This is a genomic window from Micromonospora sp. NBC_01796 (assembly GCF_035917455.1).
Classification (GTDB): Bacteria; Actinomycetota; Actinomycetes; order Mycobacteriales; family Micromonosporaceae; genus Micromonospora_G.
In genome coordinates this window covers 1,249,294-1,275,782 of sequence record NZ_CP109078.1, presented here as the reverse complement: position 1 = coordinate 1,275,782, position 26,489 = coordinate 1,249,294, and the positions used below count along the sequence as shown (strand labels likewise).

The following is a 26,489-nucleotide window of genomic DNA, read 5'->3' as shown; positions in this document are numbered from 1 at the left end:
CACAACGAGGAGGGCATAGTGGCACGGCGCAGGCTGGGGTTCTGGCGGCGGTTCGCGATCGCGTTGGTGAAGCCGCCGATGTGGGTCTGGACCCGGAGGACCTGGGCCGGCATGGAGCACGTACCGACCTCGGGCGGCGTCATCATCGTGCCGAACCACATCTCGCACGCCGACCCGCTGGTGGTGGGGCACTACATCAACGACACCGGACGGTGGCCGCAGTTCCTCGGCAAGGCCAGCATCTTCCGGGTGCCGGTGGTCGGATACATCCTGCTCAGGTGCCGCCAGATCCCGGTGGAGCGGGGCACCGTCGACGCCGCCCGGTCGCTGGAGACCCTGATCTCCGCGGTCAAGGACGGCGGCGCGGTGGTGATCTACCCGGAGGGCACCACCACCCGCGAACCCGACCTCTGGCCGATGCGCGGCAAGACCGGCGCGGCCCGGCTGGCCCTGGCCACCGGTGCCCCGGTCGTCCCGATCACCCACTGGGGTGCGCAGAAGCTGTTCGACCCGCGCAACGCCAAGCTCAGCCTGCGCCCCCGGATCCCGGTCTCGGTGGTGGCCGGACCTCCGGTCGACCTGAGCCGGTGGGCCGGTGCCGCCCCGACCAAGCAGGTGCTGGACGAGATGACCAACGAGATCATGCTGCGGCTCCGGGATCAGCTCGCCGAGATCCGGGGCGGCACACCACCGCCGATCTGGGCGCCGAACGGCCCGCGCCGGGCCGTCGACGAGTCCGCGCACCGCGACGGGGACGCCGCGTGACCGGCCACGTCGCCGTCCTCGGTGCCGGTTCCTGGGGTACGGCCTTCGCCAAGATCCTCGCCGACGCCGGCCGGGACGTGACCATGTGGGCCCGGCGCGAGTCCGTGGTCGACGCGATCCGGACCACCGGCCACAACTCCGAGTACCTTCCCGGACTCCGGTTGCCGCAGCGGGTCACCGCGACCGCCGACGCCGCCGCCGCGATCGCCGGTGCCGACCTGGTGGTGCTCGCCGTACCGTCGCAGACGCTGCGGGGCAACCTGGCCGACTGGGCCGCGTTCATCGAGCCCGACGCGACGCTGGTCTCCCTGATGAAGGGGATCGAGCTGGGCACGACCAAGCGGATGAGCCAGGTGATCATGGAGACCGCCGGGGTGGCCGAGGACCGGGTGGTCGTGGTCTCCGGCCCCAACCTCGCCCCCGAGATCGCCCAGGAGCAGCCGGCCGCGACCGTGGTCGCCTGCACCGACATGGATCGGGCCACCCTGGTCCAGTCCTCGATCACCACGCCCTACTTCCGGCCGTACACGAACGACGACGTCATCGGGTGCGAACTCGGCGGCGCGGTGAAGAACGTGATCGCCCTGGCGTACGGCATGGCGAACGCGATGGGACTCGGCGACAACACCAAGGCCACCCTGATCACCCGTGGACTGGCCGAGACCGCCCGCCTCGGCGTGGCGCTCGGCGCCGACCCGCTCACCTTCGCCGGGCTCGCCGGCCTGGGTGACCTGGTCGCCTCCTGCTCGTCCCCGCTGGCCCGCAACCGGACCTTCGGCGAGCACCTGGGCCGGGGCGAGACCCTCGAACAGGCCCAGGTGGCGACCCGGCAGACCGCCGAGGGGGTCAAGAGCTGCCTGGCGATCCGGGACCTGTCCCGGGCACACGGGGTGGAGATGCCGATCACCGAGCAGGTCGAGCTGGTCTGCCACGAGGGCGCCAACCCGAGGCTCGCGATGGCGGTGCTGATGAGCCGCAAACCGCGACCGGAATGACCAACAAAAACGCCGTACGGGCTGGAGAACCGATGATCGACGAGCAGGACCCGCACGGCTACGGCGACAGCACCCGGTGCGTGCACGCCGGACTTCCCGAGCCCGAGCCGGGACAGCCGTTCCTGCCCGGTCCCGTGTTCGCCGCGCCGTACCACCTCGACCCGGAGACCGGACAGGGGACGAACCCGAACGGCTACGGCCGCCCGGACAACCCCACCCGCCGCGCACTCGAATCGGCGATCGGTGAGCTGGAGGGGGGCGACTGCCTCGCCTTCGCCACCGGGCAGGCGGCGATCAGCGCGGTCCTGCTGGCACTGCTCAAGCCCGGTGACGGCGTGGTCCTGCCGACCGACGGCTACTTCCCGGTACGGGCCTTCGCCACCTCCACCCTCGCCACCATGGGCGTACGGGTCGAGTTCGCCCCGACGGCCGGACCGTACCCGTCGTTCGAGGGCGTACGCCTGTTGCTGCTGGAGACGCCGGCCAACCCCGGCCTGGACGTCTGCGACGTGGCCGAACTGGCCGACCGGGCGCACGCCGCCGGTGCGCTGGTCGTGGTGGACAACACCACCGCCACCCCGCTCGGTCAGCGCCCGCTCGACCTCGGCGCGGACCTGGTCGTCGCCTCCGGGACCAAGGCGTTGACCGGTCACTCCGACCTGCTGCTCGGTTACGTCGCGACCCGGTCCGCCGAGCTGCTCGAGCCGCTGCGCGCGTGGCGGGCGACCACCGGCTCGGTACCCGGTGCGTTCGACTCCTGGCTGGCGCACCGGTCGCTGGCCACCCTCGACCTGCGGCTGGGTCGGCAGAGCGCCAACGCTGCGGCGGTGGCCCTGGCACTGAGCGAGCGGTCCGACGTCACCGGCCTGCGGTGGCCGGGGCTCGCCGACGACCCGTCGTACCCGGTGGCGAGCCGGCAGATGCGCCGGGTGCCGGGGGTGCTGTCGTTCGACCTCGGCGACGCCGACCGGGTGACCCGGTTCCTGCGCGCCGCCAAGCTGGTCTTCGCCGCGACCTCGTTCGGTGGCCTGCACAGCAGCGCCGACCGCCGGGCGCAGTGGGGCGACGACACCCCGGAGGGCTTCGTCCGGCTCTCCTGCGGGGTGGAGGACACCGCCGACCTGGTCGCGGACATCACCGCGGCACTCGATGCGGCGAGCTGAGAACGAGGTACGGCCGGCTGAGAACGAGGTACGGCCGGCTGGGACGAGGCACGGCGGAAGCCCCGATCGGAGTGATCGGGGCTTCCGGTGTTGCTGGTCGCGCCTGCTCGGTCGAGGCCGCCGAATCCCCACTGGACCGGTCCGGCGCGGTGTGGCTGTGGTCGTTCAGGAGCCGGTGCGGCTCGTCAGTCGATGATCGGGCCGGTCGGTACGGCACCGGCGAACGCCGACCACGCGGTGGCGGGGAAGGTCAGGATCGGGCCGCCCGGATCCTTCGAGTCCCGGACACCGATCGCCTCGGTGGTGACGGCGAACTCCACGCAGGCACCCTGGTCGCCACTGCGGCTGCTCTTGCGCCAGGCGGCGGTCGCGAAAGCGGCCATCGTGGTGGTGGTTGGAGCGGACATGTGTCTACCGTCCCTTCAGGAGGTTGGAGATCAGCTCGCAGCTCGCCTCCGGGCTCAGGGCCACGGTGCGCAGGTGCTGCATGATCTTCATGCAGGTGTCCAGCTCGGGCGTGGTGTCGAAGGAGAGTTGACCCGCGACAGTCTCGACCGAGGCCAAGGGTTGATCTTCTCGGCCGAATTCGAGGATGTGCAGCGATCCCCTGGTGCCGCGGTGGTAGCCGGCGATGAGCGGGATCACTCCGATGGTGATGTGCGGAATCTCGGAGATCTTGATCAGGTGTTCGAGTTGCTCCGCCCAGACGTCGTGACCACCGACCTTGCGTAGCAGCGCGACCTCGTCGATCACCGCGTCGAGGACCAGCGGGTCGGGGGTGGCGGTCAGCCGCTTCTGGCGGTTGAGGCGGATGTCGACCCGTTCCTCGATCCCGTCGTCGGTGAGGACGTGCGGGCCGCCGCGCATGATCGCCCGGATGTAGTCCGGGGTCTGCAACAGGCCCGGCACCAGCGAGGGCTCGAAGGACTGGATGGAGGTCGCCTCGGACTCCAACGCGATGAAGTCGGCGGTCTTGCGGTCCAGCAGGTACGAGTACGACACCCACCAGCCGGGCTTCTTGGCTTCCTTCGCCAGCTCGATCGTGCCCTTCAGCGCGTCTCCGTCCACGTTGTAGTGGGTGAGCAGGGCGCGGACGGTCGCCGGGCTGGGCAGGCTGAGTGCGTTCTCGTACCTGGACAACGTGCTGCGGGTGCTGTTGATCTCCTCGGCCGCGCGTTCGAGGGTCAGCCCGGCAGCCTCGCGATAGGACCTGAGGGCGATGCCGAGGCGGCGGGCGCGGGCGGTCTTCGGTGCCATGGAGCGAGTTTGACACACCTCGGCGAGAAAGTGTGCATGAGAGATCGCCCATGAGAGTTGCATTCACGCTTTCACGGATGGCAACCTGTGTTGGCGTCCTCGCTGCCGGTGGTCGTGTCGACGGTGGCGGCGAGTGACGGAAAGGGGAATGAGGCGCACGGTGGTCGGGGACTCCCCCGTACCCGGCCGCCGTGTGCCCCACCGCCGCGGACCCGGAGGTGTCGGATGACAGCGACCCCCTGTTGGCCTCGTGTATCGCGTTGCCGATGGTGTACGCGGCCGGTGCTGCGGGACAACGACGGCGCGTGGATCCATGCCGACCTGGCGTACGTCTGCCGGGACCGCTCCGGCGGCCTGGCCGGCACCACCGCCGAACCCGAGGCGGTCGCCCGCCATGCCGGTTGACCAGGACGAGGAGCAGGACCAGTGCCCGCAAACGCGCTCGTTTCCATGCCCGCAACCGCACCTGCACCGGCTCCGGTGCCCGCAACCGCCCCGGTTCCGGCGCCTGCAACCGCCCCGGCAGAGGTGCCCGGACCCGCACCTGCTGCCTCTGCGCCGGCACCGGTGCCCGCAAAGCCACCCGCAGCGCCCCGGCCGTGCCGGTCGGTCCGCTCGATCGGCGCCGGTAGGCCGCCCGTGGTGACCCGCTACCTCGTCGTCCTCACCGACGTCCGTCCGCTCGGCATCGAGGGGCGCAACGAACGGGTGGAGCCGGAACGGCGCCGCCAGGTGGTCGGCGCCACCAGCAGGGACGCCGCGGACCGGATCGCCGGGGCGTTCGCCGCGCTCGGCATGGTCCGGGCCGGACGGCAACGCGTCAAAGTGATCGCCGTCGGACGGCGATCTCCCGAACCACACTGAACGCCGGGGTTCCCGGTGGTCGAGGTCCCCGACCATCGTGACCCTGGCCCGCGCCGCCCCGGGGCACCGGCTGGTGCCCGCCTGGCCGAGAGCCCCGGGGCGGGTCCGCGGAACCGCACGTCGCAATCGTGATGTTGGTCGGACTCACGAGGGTCGTCGGACCGGCCCCATACCATCGGTCGGGGTGAGGCCGGGGCCTTGATCGAACTCCCGGCCTATCGACCCGCGCGGTGGCCACGCAGAGTAGGGTCACCCGCGTGACAAGCCCACGGAAGACCCGCGTCGCAGTCGTCTTCGGCGGTCGTAGCACGGAGCATGCGATCTCCTGCGTGAGCGCCGGAAGCATCATCAACGCCTTGGATCCGGACGAATACGAGGTGGTGCCCGTGGGCATCACCAAAGCCGGCGAATGGGTGCTGACCAGTGGTGACCCAGAGCAATTGGTCATTACTGACCGTAATCTTCCGGAGATCACCGCGAGCGCCGGAACCGCCGTCATGCTGCCGGCCGACCCGACCGGCAGCGGCCTGATGGTGCTCGACCCCACCGAGGGTCCGGCCGCCCTGGCCGACATCGACCTGGTCTTTCCCGCCCTGCACGGCGCGTACGGCGAGGACGGAACCATCCAGGGGCTGCTGGAGATGGCCGGCATCCCGTACGTCGGGTCGGGTGTCTTCGCCTCCGCCGCCGCCATGGACAAGGAGTTCACCAAGAAGCTCGCCGTGGCCGAGGGCATCCCCACCGGCCCGTACGTGGTGCTGCGCAGCGGGATGACGCTCACCGAGGAGGACAAGGAACGGCTCGGTCTGCCGGTCTTCGTCAAGCCCTCCCGGGCCGGCTCGTCGTACGGCATCACCAAGGTCTCGGACTGGGCCGACCTCGAGGCGGCGATCGTCACCGCCCGACAGATCGACGCGAAGGTGCTGGTCGAGGCGGCGATCGTCGGTCGGGAGATCGAGTGCGGGGTGCTGGAGGGCGAGGCCGGAGGCGGCCCCGAGGCGTCCCTGCTGGCCGAGGTCCGGGTGGCCACCGACCGCGAGTTCTACGACTTCGAGGCCAAGTACCTCGGCGACGCCTGCGAGTACGACATCCCCGCCGGGCTGCCCGACCGGGTCACCCGCCAGGTCCAGGAGTACGCCTGCCGTACCTTCACCGCGCTGGACTGCGCGGGCCTGGCCCGGGTCGACTTCTTCGTCACGCCCGACCTGGACATCTACCTCAACGAGATCAACACGATGCCGGGCTTCACCTCGACCTCGATGTTCCCGCAGATGTGGGCGGCGGCCGGGTTGGAGTACCCGAAGCTGGTCGACCGGTTGATCCGTACCGCGCTCCGTCGCGGCACCGGCCTGCGCTGACCCGGCTGCCCCGCCCTGCCGAGCCCAGCGGTGCAGCCGGTCGGTGCAGTCGGCCCAGCCGGTGCACTCGGCTCAGCCGGTGCAGCCGGTCGGTCGGGTCTTCCCGGACGGGACGGCGGCGACCACCGGCTCGGCGACCGGGGCGATCCACTGCAACGGCGGGTCGTAGCCACGGGGCACGGTGACCTGCACCGGCACCTCGCGGTCCACGGTGACGAACACCGTCGAGTCGGTCTGCTCCTGTGCGTGCCAGCAGACCGAGTTCACCACCCAGACCTGGTCGGTCGGTGGGAACGAGGGGAGCGGGGTGCCGCAGGCCACGGTCACCGCCGGGTCGCCGTACGCGGCGTTCTGTTCCGGGCCGGTGGTGACCGGCCGCTGCGCCAGCTCACCGAGGCTCGCAGGGAGCCGGGAGAGCAGGGCCCGGCAGACCGTGGCCGCCCGTTCGCCGAGCGGGACGGCGGTCACCGGGACCGGTGCGGTGGACTGCACCCGTGGGGTGGCCGAGGTGGCCGACGGGGTCGGGTTGGCGGCGGCCTCCGAGTCGGGTGCCAGCCGCCCGAAGGCGAACACCGCCACGAGCACGGTCAGCGGCAGGGCCACCACGGTCGCCCAGATCGCGGCCTGCCGCATCGAGCGGTCCGGGGCCACGGGCCCGACCGTCGCGCCGCCCTCGTCTGCTGCGCCGGATCCGGTCGATTCGTTCGGTTCGGTTGGTACGGGAACAGGCTGTGCCATTTAGAGCCGCACCACCGAGCAGGTCAGGGTACGGGTGATCCCCGGCACCAACTGGACCTTGCTGACGATCATCTTGCCCAACTCGTCAACCGTGTGCGCCTCGGTGAGAACGACCACGTCGTACGGCCCGGTCACGGCATCGACTCGGACCACGCCCGAGATATCCGTGATCTGCGCGGCCACGTCACGCGCCCTTCCGACCTCGGTCTGGATGAGGATGTACGCCTGGACCACGACCCGACCTCCGTCCGCCGCCGAGCGGCTCGACCGTGAAAATACCGTACGGAGTGGGTCGGTTCCCCACCGGTGGTCAAGGGAGGCGCAAGTGAGCGTGCGTTGCGAGCGGATCGGTTGGTGTGACGTGACGACGTACCGCCCGACGTCGGATGCCGGGGTCGGCGCGTGAGCGTGGCCAAAGCCGGTGAGTTCGGTCTGATCGCCCGGGTCACCGCCCGGCTGGGCACCGGGCCGTCGGTGCTGCTCGGGCCGGGGGACGACGCCGCCGTGGTGAGCGCCCCGGACGGGCGGGTGGCTGCCTCGACGGACGTCCTGGTCGAGGGGCGACACTTCCGGCGGGACTGGTCCTCGGCGGTCGATGTCGGGCACCGGGCCGCCGCCGCGAACCTCGCCGACATCGCCGCCATGGGAGCCCTGCCGACCGCCCTGCTGGTCGCGCTCTGCATCCCGCCGGACCTGGAGGTGCGCTGGGCCGAGGAACTCGCCGACGGGCTCGGCGCGGAGGCGGCGCTGGTCGGGGCGAGCGTGGTCGGCGGCGACATGTCGTCGAGTCCGACGCTCACCATCGCCGTCACCGCCCTCGGTGACCTGGGCGGCCGGGCGCCCGTCGTGCGCAGCGGCGCCCGGCCCGGCGACGTGGTCGCCCTCGCCGGCCGGATCGGGTACGCCGCCGCCGGCTACACCGTGCTCTCGCGCGGATTCCGTACGCCGAAACTGCTGGTGGAGGCGTACCGGCGACCGGAGGTGCCGTACCGGGCCGGACCGCAGGCCGCCCGACTCGGCGCCACCTCGATGATCGACGTGTCGGACGGGCTGCTCGCCGACCTCGGGCACGTGGCCACCGCCAGCGGGGTCGGCATCGACCTGCGTACCGCCGCCTTCGAGGTCCCCGCCCAGATGCGGGACGCGGCGCACGCCCTCGGCGTCGACCCGTACGCCTGGGTCCTCGGGGGTGGGGACGACCACGCCCTGGCCGCCACCTTCCCGGCGCACCTGGCGCTGCCCGACGACTGGCGGGTGATCGGGCGGGTGGTCGACGGGAGCGGGCTGACCGTCGACGGTAAGGCGTACAAGGGGCCGGCCGGCTGGGACCACTTCCGGTAGCCCCGCGACTCACCGGATAACCGTTCTCCGGTGAGATCTTCGTGACCGGAATCCGGATCAGTAAGGGACGGCTGCGGCCGTACCCTTTACGGGTGAGTGAGATCGAGATCCGCGTGGTGCGCTACGACTCGCTGGTTGCCCAGCAGCTCGTGGCCGACGCACTGGCCGACCTGGGCGTCCGGTACGGGGGCAGCGGCGACGAGACGCCGGTCGAGCCGGCCGAGTTCGAGTCGCCGTCCGGTGCGTTCCTGGTCGCGTACCGGGGCGGGGAGCCGGTCGGTTGCGGCGGCTGGCGCAGTCACGGCGACGCGGGGGACACCGCGGAGCTGAAGCGGATGTACACCACCCCGGCGGCTCGGGGTCGGGGTGTGGCCCGCGCGGTGCTGTCGGCGGTGGAGCGCTCGGCCCGCGAGTACGGCCGCAAGCGGCTCATCCTGGAGTGCGGCGACCAGCAGCCCGAGGCGATCTCGATGTACCAGTCCTGCGGATACGTCCAGATCGAGAACTTCGGCTACTACCGGAACGAACCCGGCACCCTCTCCTTCGCCCGCCCCCTCTGACCCACCCGCCCCGCCTCCCCGCCCCCCGCCGCGCCGCCGCGAGCGCGGCGGCCAGCCACTCTTGTAGAGAATGAGTGGTTATTCGGGCGACTGAAGCCACTCATTCTCTACAAGAGGGGGCTTCAGTCGCACGGGGTGCGCGGGGTGTGTGCGGGAGGGGGTACGCAAGTAGCCGTCGGGTCCTGGGGACCCGACGGCTGATGCTTGGGTGGTCCGGTGGTGTGCCGGACCGGGGGACGCGGCGAACGCGTCAGGCGCGGACGACCTTGCCGGCCTTGATGCAGGAGGTGCAGACCTGCATCTTGCGGGTGTTGCCGCCACCGGCCGGGGTGCGCACGGTCTGGATGTTCGGGTTCCAGCGGCGGTTGGTCCGCCGGTGCGAGTGGGAAACGTTGTGGCCGAAGCCCGGCCCCTTGCCACAGACGTCGCACACGCTAGCCACGGGATACTCCTGGGATTGATCGTTCATGAAGTTGCCGGCAGGGTGCTGTCCGGGCAACCTCGTCAGGTTACCCGATGCCCTGCTCGGCCGGCGAATCGGCTCCGCCCGCCCGGCCAGGATGCCATTCCGGTCCCATCCGCGACGGCGTCGAGAAGGGCCGTTCCCACCCAAAAACGATAACAACGCCCGCTGACTCGGCGCCCGTCGCGGCGGCGGGCGGGCGTCGGGGGCCACCAGTAGGCTTCACGCCGTGCTGGAGACCCTCGACGCCGCCGCTGTCCGGCGGTGGTGCGCGGGCGGACTGGCGGCGCTCAAACGGCACCAGGCGGAGATCGACGAGCTGAACGTCTACCCGGTGCCCGACGGCGACACCGGCACCAACCTGGTCCTCACCCTCACCTCGGCCCAGCAGGCGCTGGCGCTCGACCTGGACAACTCACCCGAGGCCGCGCCGACCAGCACCCAGCCCACCGCTCAGACGGCCGAGCAGAGCACCGAGCAGGTGACCGCGCGGGCCGGCGCGCAGACCGCCGCGCCCGTTCGGCAGAGCCCGCACGGTCGGGTGCTGCGGTTGATGGCGCGGGGCGCGCTGCTCGGTGCGAGGGGCAACTCCGGTGTGATCGTCTCGCAGATCCTGCGCGGCCTGGCCGACACGCTCGCCGCCTCGACCGCCGTACGCGGCCGGGACCTCGCCCGCGCGCTCGAGGCGGCCAGCACGGCGGCGTACGCGGCGGTGGCGGTGCCGGTCGAGGGGACCGTACTGACGGTTGTCGCGGCGGCGGCCCGAGGGGCTGTCGCCGTCGACAGCGACGATCTGGGCGAGGTCGCACGGGCTGCGGCGGATGCCGCCGCGGACGCGCTGGCGCGTACACCCGAGCAGTTGCCGGTGCTGGCCCGCGCCGGAGTGGTCGACGCCGGCGGGCGCGGCCTCTGCGTGCTGCTCGACGCGCTGGTCGAGGTGATCACCGGTGTGGCCCCGCACCGACGTGCGCCCGCTCCGGCGCCGACGGTCCCGGCCCCGCCGGTCACCGCCGTCCGGGAGACCGGCGCCGAGACGTACGCCTACGAGGTGCAGTTCCTGCTCGACGCCGAGCCGGCGGAGGTGGAGCGGATGCGGGGCGTCCTCGCCGGGCTCGGCGACTCGCTGGTGGTGGTCGGCGACGAGGCGACCCCCGGCACGGTGACCACCTGGAACGTCCACGTCCACGTCAACGATGTCGGCGCGACCGTGGAGGCGGGGGTCGCCGCCGGGCGGCCGTACCACATCACGGTCGTACGCTTCGCCGACCTGAGCGGAGACGAGGGCGTCGAGGAGGGTGGAGACCGGAGCACCGGCCGGGGCGGCGAGCACAGCATCGGCCAGGGCGGCGATGTCGCGGCGGGGGTGGCCGTCCCGCCGGAGCCGTCCCGCCCGCACGGCCGGGCGGCGGTGGTGGTCGCGCACGGGGCCGGGCTGGCCGAACTCCTCACCGCCGAGGGTGCCACCGTGGTCCGGGGCAATCCGTCGACCCTGGACCTGCTGACCGCGATCCGGTCCACCGGTGCCGCCAAGGTGGTGGTGCTGCCCAACGACCCGAACACCCAGGCGGTGGCCAACGTCGCCGCGAAGGAGGCGTACGGCCACGGGGTCAGGGTGAGCGTGGTGCCGACCCGTTCACCGGTGCAGGCACTGGCGGCGCTCGCCGTACGCGACCCGGGGCGCCGGTTCGAGGACGACGTCATCGCGATGGCCGAGGCGGCCGGGGCGTGCAGGTACGGCGAGGTCTGTTACGCCACCCGGGAGGCGCTGACGGTGGCCGGCCGGTGCCAGCCCGGTGACGTACTGGCACTGGTCGAGGGCGAGGTGCACCTGATCGGCAACGAGCTGGTGTCGACCTGCGCCGGGTTGCTCGACCGGATGCTGGGCGGTGGCGGCGAGCTGGTCACCCTCCTGCTCGGTGCCGACGCGCCGGCCGGACTCGCCGACTCCGTACGCGCTCACGTATCGCGCCGCTGGCCGTTCGTGGAGGTGCACGATTATCCCGGCGGGCAGCCGTTCTACCCGCTGCTGGTGGGGATCGAATGACCGAGCGGAGAGCTGGCATGACCGAGCCGTTGACGCCCGACGCGCCGTTGAGGTTGACGCCCGACACGCCGCTCAAGACACCGCTCGGCGACAAGACGGCCAAGGCCCTCGCCAGTCACCTCGACCTGCACACCGTCGGTGACCTGCTCTACCACTTCCCCCGCCGGTACGACGAGCGCGGCGAGCACACCGACATCCGGTCGCTGGAGATCGGGGAGCAGGTGACCGTGCTCGGCCAGGTGCAGCGCACCACGGTCCGGCCGATGCGGCAGCGGCGCGGCAACCTGCTGGAGGTGATCGTCGGGGACTCCTCCGGCGGCACCCTGACCCTGACCTTCTTCGGCAACCAGGCCTGGCGGGAGCGGGAGCTGCGTCCCGGCCGGTGGGGACTGTTCGCCGGAAAGGTCACCGACTTCCGGGGCAAACGGCAGCTCAACGGCCCCGAGTACGTCCTGCTGGGCGAGGGCGTCGCCGACGGCGAGGTGGCGGCAGCCGAGGAGGTCGAGGAGTTCGCCGGGGCGCTGATCCCGGTGTACCCGGCCGCGGCGGCGGTGCCGACCTGGGTGATCGCCCGCTGCGTCCGGGTCGTGCTGGACACCGTGACCATGCCGGAGGATCCGTTGCCGGCGACCATGCGGGCCAGCCGGAACCTGATCGGGCTCGGCTCCGCCCTGCGGGAGATCCACCGACCGGCGACCAAGGAGGACCTGTACCGGGCCCGGCACCGGCTCAAGTGGGACGAGGCGTTCGCCGTACAGCTGACGTTGGTGCAGCGCAAGCACCGCGCGGCGGCGTGGCCGGCGCGACCCCGGCCACCCCGCGACGCCGGCCTCCTGGCCGCCTTCGACGCGCGCCTGCCCTACGAGCTGACCGAGGGGCAGCGGTCCGTCGGTGAGGAGATCGCCACCGACCTGGCCACCGCCCACCCGATGCACCGGTTGCTGCAGGGCGAGGTCGGATCGGGCAAGACCGTCTGCGCGTTGCGGGCCATGCTCCAGGTGGTCGACGACGGGGGACAGGCCGCGCTGCTGGCCCCGACCGAGGTCCTCGCCGCCCAGCACTACCGGGGCATGCTCGACCTGCTCGGACCGCTCGGCCGCGCCGGTGAGCTGGACGGCGACCCGGCCGGCACGCGGGTCGCCCTGGTCACCGGGTCGCTCGGCGCGGCGGCCCGGCGGGCCGCGCTGGAAGAGGTGGCCGCCGGCCGCGCCGGCATCGTCCTGGGCACGCACGCCCTGCTGTACGAGGGGGTCGACTTCGCCGACCTGGGGCTGGTGGTGGTCGACGAGCAGCACCGGTTCGGGGTCGAGCAGCGGGACGCGTTGCGGGCCAAGGCCGAGCAGCCGCCGCACGTGCTGGTGATGACCGCGACCCCGATCCCGCGCACGGTGGCGATGACCGTCTACGGCGACCTGGAGATCTCCACCCTGGCCCAGTTGCCGCGCGGGCGCTCGCCGATCGCGTCGCACGTGGTGCCGGCGTCGGAGAAGCCGGCGTTCCTGGATCGCGCCTGGCGCCGGCTGCGCGAGGAGGTCAACGCCGGACACCAGGCGTACGTGGTCTGCCCGCGCATCGGTGACGGCCCGGCCTCGGCCGAGGAGGCACCGGCGGACGAGTCCGCGAAACGCCCACCGCTGGCGGTGACCGAGGTGGCGCCGTTGCTGGCCGAGGGGCCGCTGCACGGGCTGCGGATCGGGGTCCTGCACGGTCGGCTGCCGGCGGACGAGAAGGACGCGGTGATGCGCTCGTTCGCCGCCGGGGACCTGGACGTCCTGGTCGCCACGACCGTGGTCGAGGTGGGTGTGGACGTACCGAACGCCACCGTGATGGTGGTGCTCGACGCGGACCGGTTCGGGGTCTCCCAGTTGCACCAGCTCCGGGGCCGGGTGGGCCGGGGTTCGGCCGCCGGTCTCTGCCTGCTGGTCTCCGAGGCCCTGGAGGGTACGCCGGCCCGTGAGCGGCTGGACGCGGTCGCCTCGACCTCCGACGGTTTCCGCCTGGCCGAGCTGGACCTGGAGCAGCGCCGCGAGGGTGACGTGCTCGGCGCCACCCAGTCCGGTCGCCGTTCGCACCTGCGGCTGCTCTCGCTGCTGCGCGACACCGACCTGATCCGGGACGCACGGGCCGAGGCGATCACCCTGGTGGACGAGGACCCGGAGCTGGCCGGTCATCCGGGGCTCGCCGCCTCGGTGGCCGCCCTGGTCGACGAGGAACGCGCGGAGTACCTGGAAAAGGGCTGACCCGTACAGAGACCCGCGGGCGCACCGACCGGATGGTCGGTACGCCCGCGAGTGCTGTTGCTTCAGTTCACCCGGATCCGCAGGATCAGACGGTGAAGGTCAGCCGGCGACGGCGGGCCACCACGAAGAGCGCGATGCCGGCGGCGAGCAGGACCAGGGCACCGGCGGCGATGCCACCGGCCGCGGCACCGGTGACCGGCAGACCGCCGCCACCGCCCCCGCAGTCCTCGGGCTTGTCCTCGTCCCAGGAGACCGGCGCCCCGGCCTCGTAACCCTCGACCGCACCGACCACGGTCAGCCCCGACGTCCCCGCGAAGGTGACGCTGCCGCTCTTGCCCGGCTCCACGGTCAGCGTCTTCTTCTCGCCGGTGTTCGGGGTGAAGGTCGCGTTGACGGTCTCGCCGTCGGCCGGGTTGGCGATGGTGAACGTCAGGTCGTCGCAGGTGGCCTCGTAGGTGCCGTCGATGCAGGTGGTGTTCGCGGGCGGGGCGGCGTCGAAGAGCGGCTTCTCCACACCCTCGGCGGTCACCTTGACCCTGGTGGCCTTGTCGGCCGGGATCTCCACGGTCTCGGTCTTGCCGGGGGCGACGGTGACCGGCTTGCCGGCCGTACCGGTGCCGTCGGTGACCACGAAGACGGCCGGCGCGGTGGCGTCGTCGCCGTTGCTCAGGGCGACCAGGGCGGTGCCGTCGCAGTCCGTCTCGACATCGGCGGTGGGCTTGGCCGCCTTCGGCTCGGCCGGCGGGGTGGTCGGCGGGGTGGTCGGCGGGGTGGTGGGGGGCGGGGTGGTCGGCGGGACGTCCTTCTTGCAGTCACCGCCGAGCGCGACGTCGTCCCGGTTCCACTTGAATTCCTCGGTGCCGTTGTCCCACTTGGCCATCACCTGGAGCGAGGCCCCGGTGCTGTTGCCGGGCACCCGGTGCTTCCCGGTGACCGAGCCGTGTGCGTCGTGCGGGTAGTTGTCGCCCTCGGTCTTGGCGATGCCGGGCACGTCGACCTTGGTGAACTGGTTTCCGACGTACTTCTTGGCGAGCACGTCGGTGAACTTGAACTTCTGCACCTCGGCCGGGGCGTCGCTGGTGACGGTCCAGGTGATTTCGTACTCGCCGGTGGCGGGGAGGCATTCGAACACGCCACTCACCGCACTGTGATGGGCACTGGCCGGTACGGCAACGGCGAGTGCCGCGGCGAGACCGAGGACGGTGGCTCCGAGTACGGCGAGCGGTCGCCGGGACGACAGCTTGGGACGGATCACGCGTGGCTCCTGAGGGATTGAAGCTTCAGGGCACGGCGCAGAGGTGGCGGAAACGGTCGCTGTCCGGTATGGACGCGTACCCGGTGGGGCGCCTCCCCGACGTCGTAGGCCGGTTCTCACGTACCGGCACAGCGCCAGACCTTAGCGACGTCAACGGCAAAGGAACAGCCTTGAGCCGCAGCTAATGATTCTGTTATCCACCCGAGATAGTCGACGTTGCATGAAGTTGGACAGGATTTTGCATCCGGGCACGTGACCGGATTTCCGTATCGGTCCGATTGCTCAGGGTGATAGTTGTCGATCATCCCATGTCTGGTCGGGGTGATTGTGTGACAGAAATGCCGAAGGCGCGTCGACCGCTTGGTCGACGCGCCTTCAGACTCTTCGTTCAGGTACGGGTGGAGCAGTCAGCCGGATCAGGCGGTGAAGCGGACCCGACGGCGACGGAACACGAGGAAGAGCACCACACCGATGGCCAGCAGAACGGCCGCGCCGCCGGCGATACCGCCCGCAGCCGCACCGGTCAGGGCCAGCTCGTCATCGCTGCCGCCACCGGCGCCACCGCAGTCGTTCGGCGCGGTCCATGCCACGGTCTCGTCGGTGACGCCCTCGGCGCTCGGCGTGACCTTCAGACCCGCGTACGCGTCGAAGGAAACCGAGGTGGTCTTGCCGGGCTCGGCCTTGAGTTCCTTGACCACACCCTTCTCCGAGGTCAGCGTCACGGTGAAGGCGATGCCGTCGGCCGGGTTCTCGATCAGGAAGGTGAGCTTGTCGCAGGTCTCCTGCAGCTCGAAGGTCGGCTCGCCCGGCTCCGGCACGACAACCGGCGGGGTCGGGGTCGGGCTGGCCGGCGGGGTGGTCGCCGGCGGAGTCGTTGCCGGCGGGGTCGACGGCGGGGTCGTGACCGGCGGCGTCGGGGTCGGGGTGGTCGCGGACGGCGTCGGCGTCGGCGGCTTGGTCGGAGTCGGCGTCGGGCTGGTCGGCGTGGTCGGGCAGTTGCCGATGTCGCGCGCCTTCTCGGTCTGCGTCTTGGTGACGTCCTCGCGCGGCTTGTCCCAGAACGCCTTGATCGTGAGGTGGCGGTCCTTGTTAGCCGGCACGATCTGCACACCGCTCAGCGCCGGCTTGTTGGAGCTCAGCTTGGGCAGCTTGGCGCCGACCACGATGTTGGTGATGGCCGTGCGCGAGGGGCTGGTGACGTTCTCCACCACCGCGTCCCAGTCCCGCTCGCTGTTGGCGACGGTCCACTTGACCTCGTACTTGCCCTTGTCGGTACCGCTCGTGATCTTGCATGCGGTACCCGAGATCACGGGGTGGTGGGCGCTCGCGGGGGCCGAAACCGTCAGGACGGCGGCGAGGCCGACGACGGCGGCCCCGAGGATGGCGAGCGGCCGCCGGAGCGACAGCTTCTGCTGAGTCACGCGTACTCCTGAGGGGGTAAATACGTCAGGGCACGACGAGGGGTGACGAGTTCGGCCACTGTCCGAATGAGACGCGGCCCGGGTTGACGCCTCCCCGACGTCGTACGCCGGGCAAATTCGCACCGGCACAGCGCCCGACCTTAGCGATGTCGGCGCGGCGGGGACACCCTTGAGCCGCTCTTAAACATTCTGTTATACATTCGAGATAATTGATCCACGTCCGGTTTCCCGGTTTTTCTCATCCGGTTCCGATGTCGCGGTGGTGGGCCAGCGGGTATCGCAGACGGTAGTCGGACCCGTGGTCGGGAGTAATCGGGGTGACCGTTCAGCTAAAGGACCGAACGTAAGGACCGGCGGGAATCGATCATTCGTCCGGGCCCACGGACCGTCCATTCCGGAGAAACGCGATCGCGGCGGCGGTGAATGCCGAGGGCGCGCCGACCGGATGGTCGACGCGCCCTCAGTCCGTTCGTACTGATCCGGTCTTCGATCACCCCGGGCCGTTGCCGGTCCGGGCCGTTCTCAGGCCGGTTCGGTGGAGATCGCTCAGGCGGTGAAGGTCAGCCGACGACGGCGGGCCACCAGGAAGAGCGCCACACCGGCGGCCAGCAGCACCAGGGCTCCGGCGGCGATGCCACCGGCGGCGGCACCGGTCAGCGGCAGGTCGCCACCGCCCGCGCCCGAGTCACAGTCGGCCGGCTTCTCCCAGGCGACCGGGGTGGTGTCCAGGACGCCCTCGCCGCTCGGCGTGATGGTCAGGCCGGTCTCGGCCGGGAACGACACGCTGCCGGACTTGCCCGGCTCGACGGTGAGGGTCTTCGGCTCGCCCTTGTTCGGCGTGACGGTGATGTTGACCGTCTTGCCGTCGGCCGGGTTGGTGACCGCGTAGGTGAGGTCGTCGCAGGTGTGCTTGACCGCGGTCTCCGGCGTGACCACCGCCGGCGGGGTGATGCTCGGCACCGGGCTCGGGGTGGCCGAGCTGCTCGGGCTCACCGACGGGCTCGGCGAGGCCGAGGTCGAGGTGCTCGGGCTGGCCGACGGGGTGACCGGAACGGTCGGCGACGGGGTCGCCGAGGCGCTCGGCGACGGGCTGGGGGTGGTCGCGCACTTGACCGTGGGCTTGTTCACCCAGCTCGAAGCGGCCTCCTGCTTGATCTCCTGCTGCTGGCCCCGGTTGGTCCGGATCCACTTGGCGGTCACCGTGAGCTTGGTGCGGTTCTGGTTGGCCTTGAGCACCTGCTCGCCGGCCAGCTTCCCCTTGCCGCTGCGCGGCAGTTCCGCTCCGACCTTGATGCCGGTGAGGGTGGTGTTCGCCGGGTCGATCTGGACCTTGGTCAGGTGGCCGACGATGTCGCTCTCGCTGTTGGCCACGGTCCAGTTGACTTTCCAGTCACCGGAGGGGAGGACGCAGGGGGCCTGCGCTTCGACGATCGGGTGGTGCGCGCTCGCAGGCGCGGCGACGACGGTCGCGGCGGCGAGACCGATGAAGGCGGCCCCGACGACGGCGAGCGGACGCCGCAGCGACAGCTTGGGATGGATCACGCGTGACTCCTGGAGATGGAAGCGTCAGGGCACGGCGCTGGGGATGGCGGAGATGGCCGCCGCCGACTCGGGCGCGACCTGTGCCGACGCCTCCCCAACGTCGTACGCCGGCGAGAACGCAGCCGGCACAGCGCCCGACCTTACCGATTCCGGTGATATTGAGACAGTCTCGAGATCTTTCGTACCACGATGTTGTGGATTCGAGATATTTGATCAACTAGGCGTGTCCAAATGATCTCTGTCGGTGGGTGGGTGGTGTCCGTCGGCCCGTCCCGCCATCCGGCGTACCGTCGTTGCGTGCAGAGCGGGAGGTCGCGGTGACCCGGATCGTGGCGGGCAGCTTCGGTGGAAGGCGGATCGTCGCCCCGCCGGGTGCGTCCACCCGACCCACCTCCGACCGGGTACGCGAGGCGCTGTTCAGCGCGCTCGACACCCAGGTCGACCTGGACGGTGCCCGCTTCGCCGACCTGTACGCCGGCTCCGGCGCGGTCGGGTTGGAGGCGCTCTCCCGGGGTGCGGTGCACGTACTGCTGGTCGAGGCCGACCCGAGGGCGGCCCGGATCGCCCGGGACAACCTCGCCACCCTGCGGGCCACCCCGGCGGCGCGGCTGGTCACCGGGAAGGTCGCCCAGGTGCTCGCCGGTGGCCCGGACGGCGGCCCGTACGACGTGATCTTCGCGGATCCGCCGTACGCGGTGCCGAACGAGGAGATCACCCTGATGCTGACCGCACTGGTCGAGCACGGCTGGCTGGCCCCGGACGGGGTGGTCGTGGTCGAGCGGTCGACCCGTACCGGTCCCCTGGACGAGGTGCAGGGGATCACTGTCGAGCGCGGTCGGCGTTACGGAGAGACCACTCTTTGGTACGGTCGCGGATCATGAGACGTGCGGTCTGTCCCGGCTCGTTCGACCCGGTCACCAACGGCCACCTCGACATCATCGGGCGGGCCAGTCGACTCTTCGACGAGGTGATCGTCGGCGTGCTGATCAACCAGTCCAAGAGCGGGCTGTTCACCGTCGACGAGCGGATCGCGATGCTGCGCGAGGTGACCTCGTCGTACGACAACGTACGGGTGGCGTCCTTCCGGGGGCTGCTGGTCGACTTCTGCCGGGCCCAGCAGGCGACGGTCCTGGTCAAGGGGATCCGGGCGGTGAGTGACTTCGACTACGAGCTGCAGATGGCGCAGATGAACATCGGGCTGGCCGGCGTCGAGACGCTCTTCATGCCGACCAACCCGCTCTACTCGTTCCTCTCCTCGAGCCTGGTCAAGGACGTCGCCAAGTGGGGCGGCGACGTCTCCCCGCACGTGCCCGACCTGGTACGCCGGGCGCTGCGGGAGCGGCTGAACACCACCGCCCCGGCCTAGCTTCCGCCGTCGGAGGCGATCGATCCCCACCGACGGCCGAGCGTGTCTACCGCACCCGGCGCGGGTGTGCTCCGCGCCACGCCGGGCAGTTTGGTCCCCTCGTCCCCCGGGCACCGCATCATTGGTTGAGCAGCAACCCGGTTGGACGCCGCATCATGTAGGTCGGCAGACGAACGACAGGAGTGAGGTACCGGTGGACCCGCTCGACCGCATCGACGAACTCATCAACATCGTGGAGACGGCACGCTCCGTCCCGATGTCGCGCACCAACTGCATGGTCGACCGGGCGGACTTCATCGCGGCTCTCGACGAGCTGCGCGCCGACCTCCCGACCGACCTGCGCCGGGCAGCCGCCCTGCTCGACGAGCGGGACAACATCATGGATGCCGGTAAGCGCGAGGCGGACCGGATCATCAGCGAGGGTGAGGCGGAACACGCCCGCCTCGTCTCGGTGAACGAGATCACCGTCTCGGCCGAGCACGAGGGCGCCCGGATCATCGCCGAGGCGCGGGCCGAGTCGCAGCGGCTGCGCGCCGAGGTGGACGATTACGTGGACACGGCGCTGGCGAACTTCGAACAGTTCCTCACCCGCGCGCTCGCCTCGATCGAGCGGGGCCGGGACAAGATGCACGCTCTGCGCGAGATCGGCACTTTCGCCGGCGAGGAGAGCGAACGCCCGCTGCCGTTCTGATCGTCACCATCACCGACCGACGAACGGGCGGGGGGAACCGCCGGGCTACGGCGGGCCGATGAGCGTGGAGTGCGCTTCCCGGTGCCCCGGTTCGACGCCCGGGCCGCCGCCCAGGTAACCTGTTTCGTCGGCCTCCAACAGGCCGGAGTCTGATTATGCCCAAACACACGCCAAGCCAACTCGATCCCAGGTCGCCGCTGGTCCTCGACACGAGGGAACTGCCGCGTCGGCCTGGTGCGTTGCGTACGGTCACGCGGGTGGTAAAGGCGCCGGCGGACCTCGGCGTGGAGATGGTCGGCGTGCCGGAGGGCACGGACCTGAGTCTCGACCTGAGCCTCCAGTCGGTGTCCGAGGGCGTATACGTCTCCGGGACCGTCTCCGGGGCCGTGCAGGGCGAGTGTGGTCGCTGCCTGCGCCAGATCGACGACTCCGTGGTCGTCACGATCCAGGAGCTGTACGCGTACGCGAACAGCACCACGGACGAGACGACCGAGGAGGACGAGGTGGGCCGCATGCAGGGCGACCTGATCGACCTGGAGCCGGCGCTGCGGGACGCGGTGGTGCTCGCACTACCGACGAACCCGCTGTGCCGAGAGGACTGCCCGGGACTGTGCACCGATTGTGGGGTGCACTGGGACGATCTGCCGGCTGACCACAGCCACCAGCAGATCGACCCGCGCTGGGCGGGCCTGACGCAACTGACCCGTAAAGAGGAGTAGGAACCGTGGCCGTCCCGAAGCGCAAGATGTCGCGCAGCAACACCCGGTCCCGCCGGGCGAACTGGAAGGCCACGGTGGTCGCGACCGTGGCGTGCCCGCAGTGCAAGTCGCCGAAGCTGCCGCACGCCGCGTGCAGCGTCTGTGGCACCTACAACGGCCGCCAGGTCCTCGAGGTCTGACACCGGCATCCGAGTGACGCTCCCGACCCCGGGTCGGGTTGCGCCCACGCCCTGGCGACTGCCCGGTGCACCGGCTCCCGCCGGCGCCGGCCGTATTGTGACGGCCGGCGTTCCCGTGGAGCCGGGCACCGTGCGGATCGCCGTCGACCTCCTCGGCGGGGACGGAGCTCCCGCCGTCGTGGTTGACGGCGCTCTGCGGGCGTTCGGCGCCGACCCCGACCTGCACCTGCTGCTCGTCGGCCCGCCTGAGGCGGCCGACGAGCTGTTGGGCGTTCTGCACCCGGCTGACCGGGACCGGATCTCCGTCCGACCGGTCCGGCACGGGGTCGCGATGGGCGACGACCCGAGGCGGGTGAGCCGGGCCGACACCACCGTCCGGGCGGCGGTCGCCGCGGTGGTCGAGGGGACCGCCGACGCGGTTGTCTCCGCCGGTGCCACGGGCGCCACCGTCACCGCCGCCGTACTCGGGTTCGGCCGCTGGCCGGACGTACGCCGTCCGGCACTGGTGGCCACCCTGCCGGCCCTCGGCGGGCCGGTCGTCCTGCTCGACGTCGGTGGCTCACTCGAGGCCCGACCGGGCACCCTGGCCCGGCACGCGGTGCTCGGCGCCGCCTACGCCGCCGTGGTGCACGGGGTGGCCGAGCCCCGGATCGGGCTGCTCTCCGTCGGCACCGAGGCGGGCAAGGGGGACCGGGCCCGACGGGCCGCCGACCCGGTGCTCGCCCTGGCCGCCCTGCCGCCGGGCGCGCACTACGTCGGCCTCGTCGAGGGGTACGACGTCGCCGTCGGCAACCGGGCCGACGTGGTCGTCACCGACGGATTCACCGGCAACATCCTGCTCAAGGGCATCGAGGGCGCGTACGCGATGGCCGGCGGGCCCCCGGCCAGCGGAGGGGCGCCCCGGGCCGCCGCCCTGCTCGGTGTGGCCGGTACGGTCGTCGTCTGCCATGGCGCGGCGCGCGACGACGATCTCGCCTCCGGGATCGCACTCGCCGCCCACCTGCACCGTCGCGGTGCGACCGCGGCGATCTCCGGGCTGCTCGCCGACCACACCCGGGACGGCCGTACAACCGAGCGGAGTACGGCGACCGGCCGTACCGGTCATGGCGCAGACGACCGGACCGAGGAGACTCCCATGACCGACACCGAGGTAACCGGATGACCAACGACAAGCGCCGTCGCGCACCGATCGGGTACCTGGAGGCCGCGTTCGGCGTCAGCCTCGACCCGGAGCTGCTGGAGCGGGCGCTGACCCACCGCTCGTTCGCGTACGAGAACGGTGGGCTCCCGACCAACGAGCGCCTGGAGTTCCTGGGCGACTCGGTGCTCGGTGTGGTCATCACCGCGGCGCTCTTCCACAACCACCCGGACCTGCCCGAGGGGCAGCTCGCCAAGCTGCGCGCCAGCGTGGTGAACATGCGGGCGCTGGCCGACGTGGCCCGTGGACTCGGTCCGGAGGGGCTCGGCCCGTACCTGCTGCTGGGCAAGGGCGAGGAGACGACCGGTGGCCGGGACAAGGCGAGCATCCTGGCCGACACCCTGGAGGCCCTGCTCGGCGCGATCTACCTCCAGTACGGGCTGGACACGGCCGGGATCGTGATCCACCGCCTGTTCGACCCGCTGATGGCGGAGTCGGCCGGTCGCGGGGCCGCCCTGGACTGGAAGACCAGCCTCCAGGAGTTGACCGCGGCGCTGGGCCTCGGCGTCCCGGAGTACCGGATCGACGACACCGGTCCGGACCACGCGAAGACGTTCACCGCCTGGGTGGTGGTCGCCGGCCGGCGGTACGGCGGCGCGGACGGCCGGAGCAAGAAGGAAGCCGAGCAGCGGGCCGCCGAGGCGGCCTGGCGGATCCTGTCCGAGCCGGCCGAACCCGACGAACCGGCGACCGAGGACCCGGCGGCCGACGGCGCACCGGTCGACGTACCGGCGGGGCCCGCCACCGGAGCCGGCGTGCTGGACCCGCCCGAGGCGGAACCGGACACCGCCGGACAGGTCGACGGCACCGGCGACGCCCGCTGAGTACGCTCGATTCCCGCAGGCCGTGAGGAAGCATCCGGCATACCGGAGGCGTTGGTTGCGGTGTGCCCGAGCCGGTGCCCCCGGCGTATCCGAGTGAGGTGACGAAGTGCCTGAGCTGCCCGAGGTGGAGACGGTCCGGCAGGGCCTGGCCAAGTGGGTCACCGGTCGACGAATCGCCACCGTCGAGGTCCGTCACCCGCGCGCCATCCGCCGGCACGTGGCCGGTGACGCGCACTTCGCGGCCGTGCTCGCGGGTAGGACCGTGGTCGACGCGTGCCGGCGGGGCAAGTACCTGTGGCTCCCGCTGGACAGCGGTGACGCGGTGATCGGACATCTGGGCATGTCCGGGCAGTTGTTGCTGCAGCCGGCGCAGACGCCGGACGAGACCCACCTGCGGATCCGGTTCGGTTTCGACGACGACGGTCCGGAGCTGCGCTTCGTCGACCAACGCACCTTCGGCGGCCTGTCGGTCTCCGAGGGCGGCGCGAGCCTCCCGGCCGAGATCGCGCACATCGCCCGGGACCCGATCGACCCGTCCTTCTCCGACGAGGGGTTCGTGACCGCGCTGCGCCGTAAGCGCACCGAGATCAAGCGGGCCCTGCTGGACCAGACGTTGATCTCCGGGGTCGGCAACATCTACGCCGACGAGGCGCTCTGGCGGGCCAAGCTGCACGGCGCCCGCCCGGCGGACGCGCTCACCGCACCGGCCGCGCGCCGGCTGCTCGGGCACATCCGGGACGTCCTCGGCGAGGCCCTGACGGCCGGCGGGACCAGCTTCGACGCCCTGTACGTGAACGTGAACGGGGAGAGCGGCTACTTCGACCGGTCGCTGAACGCGTACGGCCGGGAGGGGTTGCCCTGTCACCGGTGCGGGGCGGCGATCCGGCGGGAGTCGTTCATGAACCGCTCGTCGTACAGCTGCCCCCGCTGCCAGCCCCGCCCCCGGGGCTAGGCACGGGCCGGTCGGCGTTGGGCAGGGCCGGTCAGCGGGCGACGGGGACGGCGGGGCAGAGTTCCCGCCAGGCGGTGAGGTCGCGTTCCTTGCGGATGGTGGCGAACCCGTAGCCCTGGGCGGCGGTGCAGAAGTCGTCGGCCAGGGACTCGTACTCGACCTGGAAGACCGGTTTGCGGGTCTCGACGAACGGCAGCAACTGGTCGCACTCGGCCCGGCGGAAGCACTCCTCGTTGACCGCGAAGTCGAAGTACGGCTCCAGCGCCACCACCTGTTCGAGGTCGTTGGTCAGCCCCGGTGACAGTTTCGTCGAGCGGGCCAGCGCGGCCAGCCGGCGGTTGAACACGAGCTGGTCGTCGAAGGTGAGCGGGAAACCGGACTCCCGGGCGTAGCCGTCCATGTTCGCCGGCATGACCGCGGTGAAGCCCTTGCCGTAGCACAACCGGAACCGGTCGGCGATCACCGGTTCGAGGGCCGACCACTGCCGGATGTCGAGCCACCGCTCGTCGGCCCCGTCGACCGGTGCGCCGATCAGGGTCTCCGGGAACCGGTCCGCGTCCGGCCGCTCGCGCTCGTACGTCCCGACGTTCACGTGGCAGACCGCCCGCCGGTCGCGTTCGCGCAGCCGGCGTACGTCCTCGACCGGGGTACGGAAGGCGTCGAGCACGAACACCTCGGCGTCGACGTTCGGGTCGAACTCACCACGTAACTGCCACTGCCAGGTGGGGGTGGGGCCGAGCGGCCACGGCGGGATCGGCACCGGCCGGGCCCACTGCGGTACGCACCCGGCCAGCGCCGGCACCAGCAGAACGAGGATCACCAGCAGGAGTGCACAGCGGGGCGAGCAGGCCCCGGTGACCGGCACCGGCGGTGGCTGGGCGGCGAGGTGTCCGGTTCCGGCCCGTTGTCGCGGTCGGAACCTGGGTCCGGGTGCCCGCCCGGGCACGGATCAGTGGGCCGCGGTTGTCAAGAGCAGCACACCCCCTCGTTGTGCCCAACGACCCAACCCCCGGTACGGCACGGGTCATGCCCTCGGATCGGAACAACGGCGGATCGGGTCAGGCCACCGTGCCGAACATCTGGGTCCAGTAGAGCCGGCCGGCGGAGTTGGCCGCGATGCCGACTCCGATCGCCTTGGCGTCGCAGTTGAGGATGTTGGTCCGGTGGCCCTGGCTGTTCATCCAGCCGTCCATCACGGCGGTCGGCGAGGCGTACCCCATGGCGACGTTCTCGCTCATCGGGTTGTTGTACCCGGCCTCCTTGGCCCGGTCGACGAACGAGCTGCCGTCGCTGCCGTCGTGCGACATCTTGTCGTGGGCGGCCTGGTCCTCGCTGTGCAGTCGGGCCGCCTCGGCCAGCTTGTTGTTCATGGAGACGGAGGAGCAGCCGTTCGCCGCCCGCTCCTGGTTGACGATCTCGACCACCTGCGCCTCCCGGCTGTCCGCGCCCCCGCTGGTCGCCTTCGGCGCCCTGCTCGGCGTACGGGACGGGGTGGGGCGGGCCGGTGGCGGGGTGGTCCGTCGGGCGCTCGGGGAGGGGCTGGCGGTGGTCGGGGTGGGTGCCGCACCGAGGATGCCGACGCCGACGGCCTCGGTGACCGGTTCGCCGGTCGGGGCCGCGTCGGGTGCGCTGGCGAGGCCGATCGGCATCACCGCCGCGCCGACCCCGAACATGACCAGCAGCAGGGTGACCGCGGTGGCCACGCCGACCGGGCCGGGCAGCCGGCGCGGGTCGCGGTGCCGGCCGGTGAAGTTCTCCGGTGCCGAGTGCCGCTGCGCCCTGCCGCCGCCGTGGGCTCTCCGTTCGGTTCGCCCCTGCACGCGTACGCCTCCGGCTCGGTTCTGGGGGTGGGCCGGTGCGGACGCTACGCGGGGCGGGTCGGCCGGGCAACGTGGCTAAGGAAGATCTAAGACAGCGGGTGGTGGCCGGATGACCAGGTGGAGTTAAACTTCAAAGGTCCGAACAGTGATCTTTGTTCGTGCCTCGCGGCGACCCTCGGCAAGCAAACCGGTTGACATGAGAGTGATCTGCGCCCCGTCCAACTTGACGAGACAGGGGACATCGGCACACTATATAGGTGTCGCCAGTCGCGCCCAGGCATGCCCGCGTGTTCCTGCGGGTAGGTAGTCGCGAACGAGTTGGGCGCGCGTTGGCCGGCCTTTCCGGCAGCGCATTACAAGGAGACGCAATATGGCGAAGGCCCTCTACGGCCACGTTGGTGCGGCGCCCGACCGGCGCCTGCTCGACGAGGTCACCCGACTGCGTTCCAGGGTTCAGGCACTCGAGTTCGAGATCACCCGGTTGCGTGCCGACAATGATCGGCTCGAAGCGGCGGTGTCCGAGGCAGACGACCTGCTGCGGCTCGCCGAACCGGCACTGACCTGAGCGTGCGGACGCCGGGGACCGGCGTCCACCGCCTGTACGGCTGAAACGCACCAGCACCGACCGCGCGCCGACACATTTGTGGCGGCGCGCATCTTTTTGTCCGGAAAGAGTCGTGCACCTCACCGGGCGAAAATCACCGTCCGTGACGGCGTACTCCGGTGATGGTCCA

The 26,489-nt window shown here is 71.3% G+C and carries 29 protein-coding genes; 19 read left to right on the top strand and 10 right to left on the bottom strand.

Annotated features, from left to right (window positions below; all coding sequences use genetic code 11):
* The first annotated feature begins 18 nt into the window (after window positions 1–18).
* Genes OIE47_RS05865 through OIE47_RS05855 form a run of 3 tightly spaced genes read left to right on the top strand, consistent with a single transcriptional unit; the run spans window position 19 to window position 2,923 of the window.
* Window positions 19–765, top strand: a complete 747-nt coding sequence (locus OIE47_RS05865) for a lysophospholipid acyltransferase family protein (RefSeq protein ID WP_326560470.1) — start codon at window positions 19–21, stop codon at window positions 763–765.
* Entirely contained in the window at window positions 762–1,760 is a 999-nt protein-coding gene (locus OIE47_RS05860) for an NAD(P)H-dependent glycerol-3-phosphate dehydrogenase (RefSeq protein WP_326560469.1), read from the top strand. Before OIE47_RS05865 ends, OIE47_RS05860 begins: the two co-directional genes overlap by 4 nt.
* Before the next feature lie 32 nt (window positions 1,761–1,792).
* Window positions 1,793–2,923, top strand: a complete 1,131-nt coding sequence (locus OIE47_RS05855) for a cystathionine gamma-lyase (RefSeq protein ID WP_326560468.1) — start codon at window positions 1,793–1,795, stop codon at window positions 2,921–2,923.
* A gap of 185 nt (window positions 2,924–3,108) precedes the next feature.
* Here the strand turns inward: OIE47_RS05855 and OIE47_RS05850 are convergent, their stop codons facing one another.
* Both OIE47_RS05850 and OIE47_RS05845 read right to left on the bottom strand, forming a co-directional pair.
* Window positions 3,109–3,330: a DUF397 domain-containing protein gene (locus OIE47_RS05850; protein WP_326560467.1), complete on the bottom strand. Its 222-nt coding sequence runs from the start codon at window positions 3,328–3,330 to the stop codon at window positions 3,109–3,111.
* Between the two features lie 4 nt (window positions 3,331–3,334).
* Window positions 3,335–4,180, bottom strand: a complete 846-nt coding sequence (locus OIE47_RS05845) for a helix-turn-helix domain-containing protein (protein ID WP_326560466.1) — start codon at window positions 4,178–4,180, stop codon at window positions 3,335–3,337.
* A 282-nt stretch (window positions 4,181–4,462) separates the two neighbouring features.
* Between OIE47_RS05845 and OIE47_RS05840 the strand changes: the two genes are divergently transcribed.
* The 3 genes from OIE47_RS05840 (at window position 4,463) to OIE47_RS05830 (ending at window position 6,402) form a co-directional block, all read left to right on the top strand.
* Entirely contained in the window at window positions 4,463–4,585 is a 123-nt protein-coding gene (locus OIE47_RS05840; RefSeq protein WP_281278644.1) for a hypothetical protein, read from the top strand.
* A gap of 237 nt (window positions 4,586–4,822) precedes the next feature.
* Window positions 4,823–5,044, top strand: a complete 222-nt coding sequence (locus OIE47_RS05835; RefSeq protein WP_326560465.1) for a hypothetical protein — start codon at window positions 4,823–4,825, stop codon at window positions 5,042–5,044.
* A gap of 257 nt (window positions 5,045–5,301) precedes the next feature.
* Window positions 5,302–6,402: a D-alanine--D-alanine ligase family protein gene (locus OIE47_RS05830; protein ID WP_326560464.1), complete on the top strand. Its 1,101-nt coding sequence runs from the start codon at window positions 5,302–5,304 to the stop codon at window positions 6,400–6,402.
* Window positions 6,403–6,474: 72 nt separating this feature from the next.
* Here the strand turns inward: OIE47_RS05830 and OIE47_RS05825 are convergent, their stop codons facing one another.
* Both OIE47_RS05825 and OIE47_RS05820 read right to left on the bottom strand, forming a co-directional pair.
* Complete coding sequence (locus OIE47_RS05825; protein ID WP_442792056.1) at window positions 6,475–7,140, bottom strand: DUF3515 family protein; 666 nt, start codon at window positions 7,138–7,140, stop codon at window positions 6,475–6,477.
* Window positions 7,141–7,374 (bottom strand): Lrp/AsnC ligand binding domain-containing protein, encoded by a 234-nt coding sequence (locus OIE47_RS05820; RefSeq protein WP_326560463.1) that lies wholly within the window; start codon window positions 7,372–7,374, stop codon window positions 7,141–7,143.
* A 168-nt stretch (window positions 7,375–7,542) separates the two neighbouring features.
* Between OIE47_RS05820 and OIE47_RS05815 the strand changes: the two genes are divergently transcribed.
* Window positions 7,543–8,481 (top strand): thiamine-phosphate kinase, encoded by a 939-nt coding sequence (locus tag OIE47_RS05815; RefSeq protein ID WP_326560462.1) that lies wholly within the window; start codon window positions 7,543–7,545, stop codon window positions 8,479–8,481.
* 92 nt (window positions 8,482–8,573) lie between these two features.
* Window positions 8,574–9,041 carry a GNAT family N-acetyltransferase gene (locus OIE47_RS05810; protein WP_326560461.1) on the top strand — a complete coding sequence of 156 codons (468 nt, stop codon included), beginning with the start codon at window positions 8,574–8,576 and terminating at the stop codon, window positions 9,039–9,041.
* Between the two features lie 250 nt (window positions 9,042–9,291).
* Here the strand turns inward: OIE47_RS05810 and rpmB are convergent, their stop codons facing one another.
* Window positions 9,292–9,483 (bottom strand): 50S ribosomal protein L28, encoded by a 192-nt coding sequence (rpmB, locus tag OIE47_RS05805; protein ID WP_326560460.1) that lies wholly within the window; start codon window positions 9,481–9,483, stop codon window positions 9,292–9,294.
* A gap of 250 nt (window positions 9,484–9,733) precedes the next feature.
* Here rpmB and OIE47_RS05800 point away from each other — a divergent pair, with 250 nt between their 5' ends.
* Together OIE47_RS05800 and recG are read left to right on the top strand one after the other, a co-directional pair.
* Window positions 9,734–11,548 carry a DAK2 domain-containing protein gene (locus OIE47_RS05800; protein ID WP_326560459.1) on the top strand — a complete coding sequence of 605 codons (1,815 nt, stop codon included), beginning with the start codon at window positions 9,734–9,736 and terminating at the stop codon, window positions 11,546–11,548.
* A gap of 17 nt (window positions 11,549–11,565) precedes the next feature.
* A complete protein-coding gene (gene recG, locus OIE47_RS05795; protein ID WP_326560458.1) occupies window positions 11,566–13,788 on the top strand; it encodes an ATP-dependent DNA helicase RecG in 2,223 nt (740 codons plus the stop codon).
* An 85-nt stretch (window positions 13,789–13,873) separates the two neighbouring features.
* Here recG and OIE47_RS05790 read toward each other — a convergent pair whose 3' ends face one another.
* The 3 genes from OIE47_RS05790 to OIE47_RS05780 all read right to left on the bottom strand — a co-directional run bounded on the left by OIE47_RS05790 (window position 13,874) and on the right by OIE47_RS05780 (window position 18,006).
* On the bottom strand, window positions 13,874–15,043 hold the full coding sequence (locus OIE47_RS05790) for a cell wall anchor protein (protein WP_326560457.1): 1,170 nt from the start codon (window positions 15,041–15,043) through the stop codon (window positions 13,874–13,876).
* Between the two features lie 416 nt (window positions 15,044–15,459).
* On the bottom strand, window positions 15,460–16,464 hold the full coding sequence (locus OIE47_RS05785) for a cell wall anchor protein (protein ID WP_326560456.1): 1,005 nt from the start codon (window positions 16,462–16,464) through the stop codon (window positions 15,460–15,462).
* A gap of 546 nt (window positions 16,465–17,010) precedes the next feature.
* Entirely contained in the window at window positions 17,011–18,006 is a 996-nt protein-coding gene (locus OIE47_RS05780; RefSeq protein WP_326560455.1) for a hypothetical protein, read from the bottom strand.
* A 317-nt stretch (window positions 18,007–18,323) separates the two neighbouring features.
* On the opposite strand from OIE47_RS05780, the gene rsmD reads away from it, so the two are divergent.
* From rsmD to mutM, 8 genes are all read left to right on the top strand, one after another.
* Window positions 18,324–18,887 carry a 16S rRNA (guanine(966)-N(2))-methyltransferase RsmD gene (gene rsmD, locus OIE47_RS05775; RefSeq protein WP_326560454.1) on the top strand — a complete coding sequence of 188 codons (564 nt, stop codon included), beginning with the start codon at window positions 18,324–18,326 and terminating at the stop codon, window positions 18,885–18,887.
* Window positions 18,884–19,372, top strand: coding sequence for a pantetheine-phosphate adenylyltransferase (coaD, locus tag OIE47_RS05770; protein WP_326560453.1), 489 nt, complete (start codon window positions 18,884–18,886; stop codon window positions 19,370–19,372). The genes rsmD and coaD overlap by 4 nt, the downstream gene beginning before the upstream one ends.
* Window positions 19,373–19,565: 193 nt before the next feature.
* Entirely contained in the window at window positions 19,566–20,063 is a 498-nt protein-coding gene (locus OIE47_RS05765; RefSeq protein WP_326560452.1) for a hypothetical protein, read from the top strand.
* A gap of 155 nt (window positions 20,064–20,218) precedes the next feature.
* Complete coding sequence (locus OIE47_RS05760; RefSeq protein WP_326560451.1) at window positions 20,219–20,782, top strand: YceD family protein; 564 nt, start codon at window positions 20,219–20,221, stop codon at window positions 20,780–20,782.
* A 5-nt stretch (window positions 20,783–20,787) separates the two neighbouring features.
* Window positions 20,788–20,961, top strand: coding sequence for a 50S ribosomal protein L32 (rpmF, locus tag OIE47_RS05755; RefSeq protein WP_030335284.1), 174 nt, complete (start codon window positions 20,788–20,790; stop codon window positions 20,959–20,961).
* Between the two features lie 115 nt (window positions 20,962–21,076).
* Window positions 21,077–22,123, top strand: coding sequence for a phosphate acyltransferase PlsX (locus OIE47_RS05750; protein ID WP_326560449.1), 1,047 nt, complete (start codon window positions 21,077–21,079; stop codon window positions 22,121–22,123).
* Window positions 22,120–22,983 carry a ribonuclease III gene (rnc, locus tag OIE47_RS05745; protein WP_326560448.1) on the top strand — a complete coding sequence of 288 codons (864 nt, stop codon included), beginning with the start codon at window positions 22,120–22,122 and terminating at the stop codon, window positions 22,981–22,983. Before OIE47_RS05750 ends, rnc begins: the two co-directional genes overlap by 4 nt.
* 106 nt (window positions 22,984–23,089) lie before the next feature.
* On the top strand, window positions 23,090–23,935 hold the full coding sequence (gene mutM, locus OIE47_RS05740; RefSeq protein WP_326560447.1) for a bifunctional DNA-formamidopyrimidine glycosylase/DNA-(apurinic or apyrimidinic site) lyase: 846 nt from the start codon (window positions 23,090–23,092) through the stop codon (window positions 23,933–23,935).
* Window positions 23,936–23,966: 31 nt separating this feature from the next.
* On the opposite strand, the gene OIE47_RS05735 is transcribed toward mutM, so the two are convergent.
* On the bottom strand, window positions 23,967–24,755 hold the full coding sequence (locus OIE47_RS05735) for an endo alpha-1,4 polygalactosaminidase (RefSeq protein ID WP_326560446.1): 789 nt from the start codon (window positions 24,753–24,755) through the stop codon (window positions 23,967–23,969).
* A 238-nt stretch (window positions 24,756–24,993) separates the two neighbouring features.
* Window positions 24,994–25,755 (bottom strand): CAP domain-containing protein, encoded by a 762-nt coding sequence (locus OIE47_RS05730; protein ID WP_326560445.1) that lies wholly within the window; start codon window positions 25,753–25,755, stop codon window positions 24,994–24,996.
* 370 nt (window positions 25,756–26,125) lie between these two features.
* Here OIE47_RS05730 and OIE47_RS05725 point away from each other — a divergent pair, with 370 nt between their 5' ends.
* Window positions 26,126–26,320, top strand: coding sequence for a hypothetical protein (locus OIE47_RS05725; RefSeq protein WP_326560444.1), 195 nt, complete (start codon window positions 26,126–26,128; stop codon window positions 26,318–26,320).
* The last annotated feature ends 169 nt before the right edge of the window (window positions 26,321–26,489 follow it).

Coding starts and splice junctions, on each gene's coding strand:
- OIE47_RS05855 (WP_326560468.1), top strand. CDS start 1,793: ATGATCGACGAGCAGGACCCGCACGGCTACGGCGACAGCACCCGGTGC.
- OIE47_RS05850 (WP_326560467.1), bottom strand. CDS start 3,330: ATGTCCGCTCCAACCACCACCACGATGGCCGCTTTCGCGACCGCCGCC.
- OIE47_RS05845 (WP_326560466.1), bottom strand. CDS start 4,180: ATGGCACCGAAGACCGCCCGCGCCCGCCGCCTCGGCATCGCCCTCAGG.
- OIE47_RS05825 (WP_442792056.1), bottom strand. CDS start 7,140: ATGGCACAGCCTGTTCCCGTACCAACCGAACCGAACGAATCGACCGGA.
- recG (WP_326560458.1), top strand. CDS start 11,566: ATGACCGAGCCGTTGACGCCCGACGCGCCGTTGAGGTTGACGCCCGAC.
- coaD (WP_326560453.1), top strand. CDS start 18,884: ATGAGACGTGCGGTCTGTCCCGGCTCGTTCGACCCGGTCACCAACGGC.
- OIE47_RS05760 (WP_326560451.1), top strand. CDS start 20,219: ATGCCCAAACACACGCCAAGCCAACTCGATCCCAGGTCGCCGCTGGTC.
- rnc (WP_326560448.1), top strand. CDS start 22,120: ATGACCAACGACAAGCGCCGTCGCGCACCGATCGGGTACCTGGAGGCC.
- OIE47_RS05725 (WP_326560444.1), top strand. CDS start 26,126: ATGGCGAAGGCCCTCTACGGCCACGTTGGTGCGGCGCCCGACCGGCGC.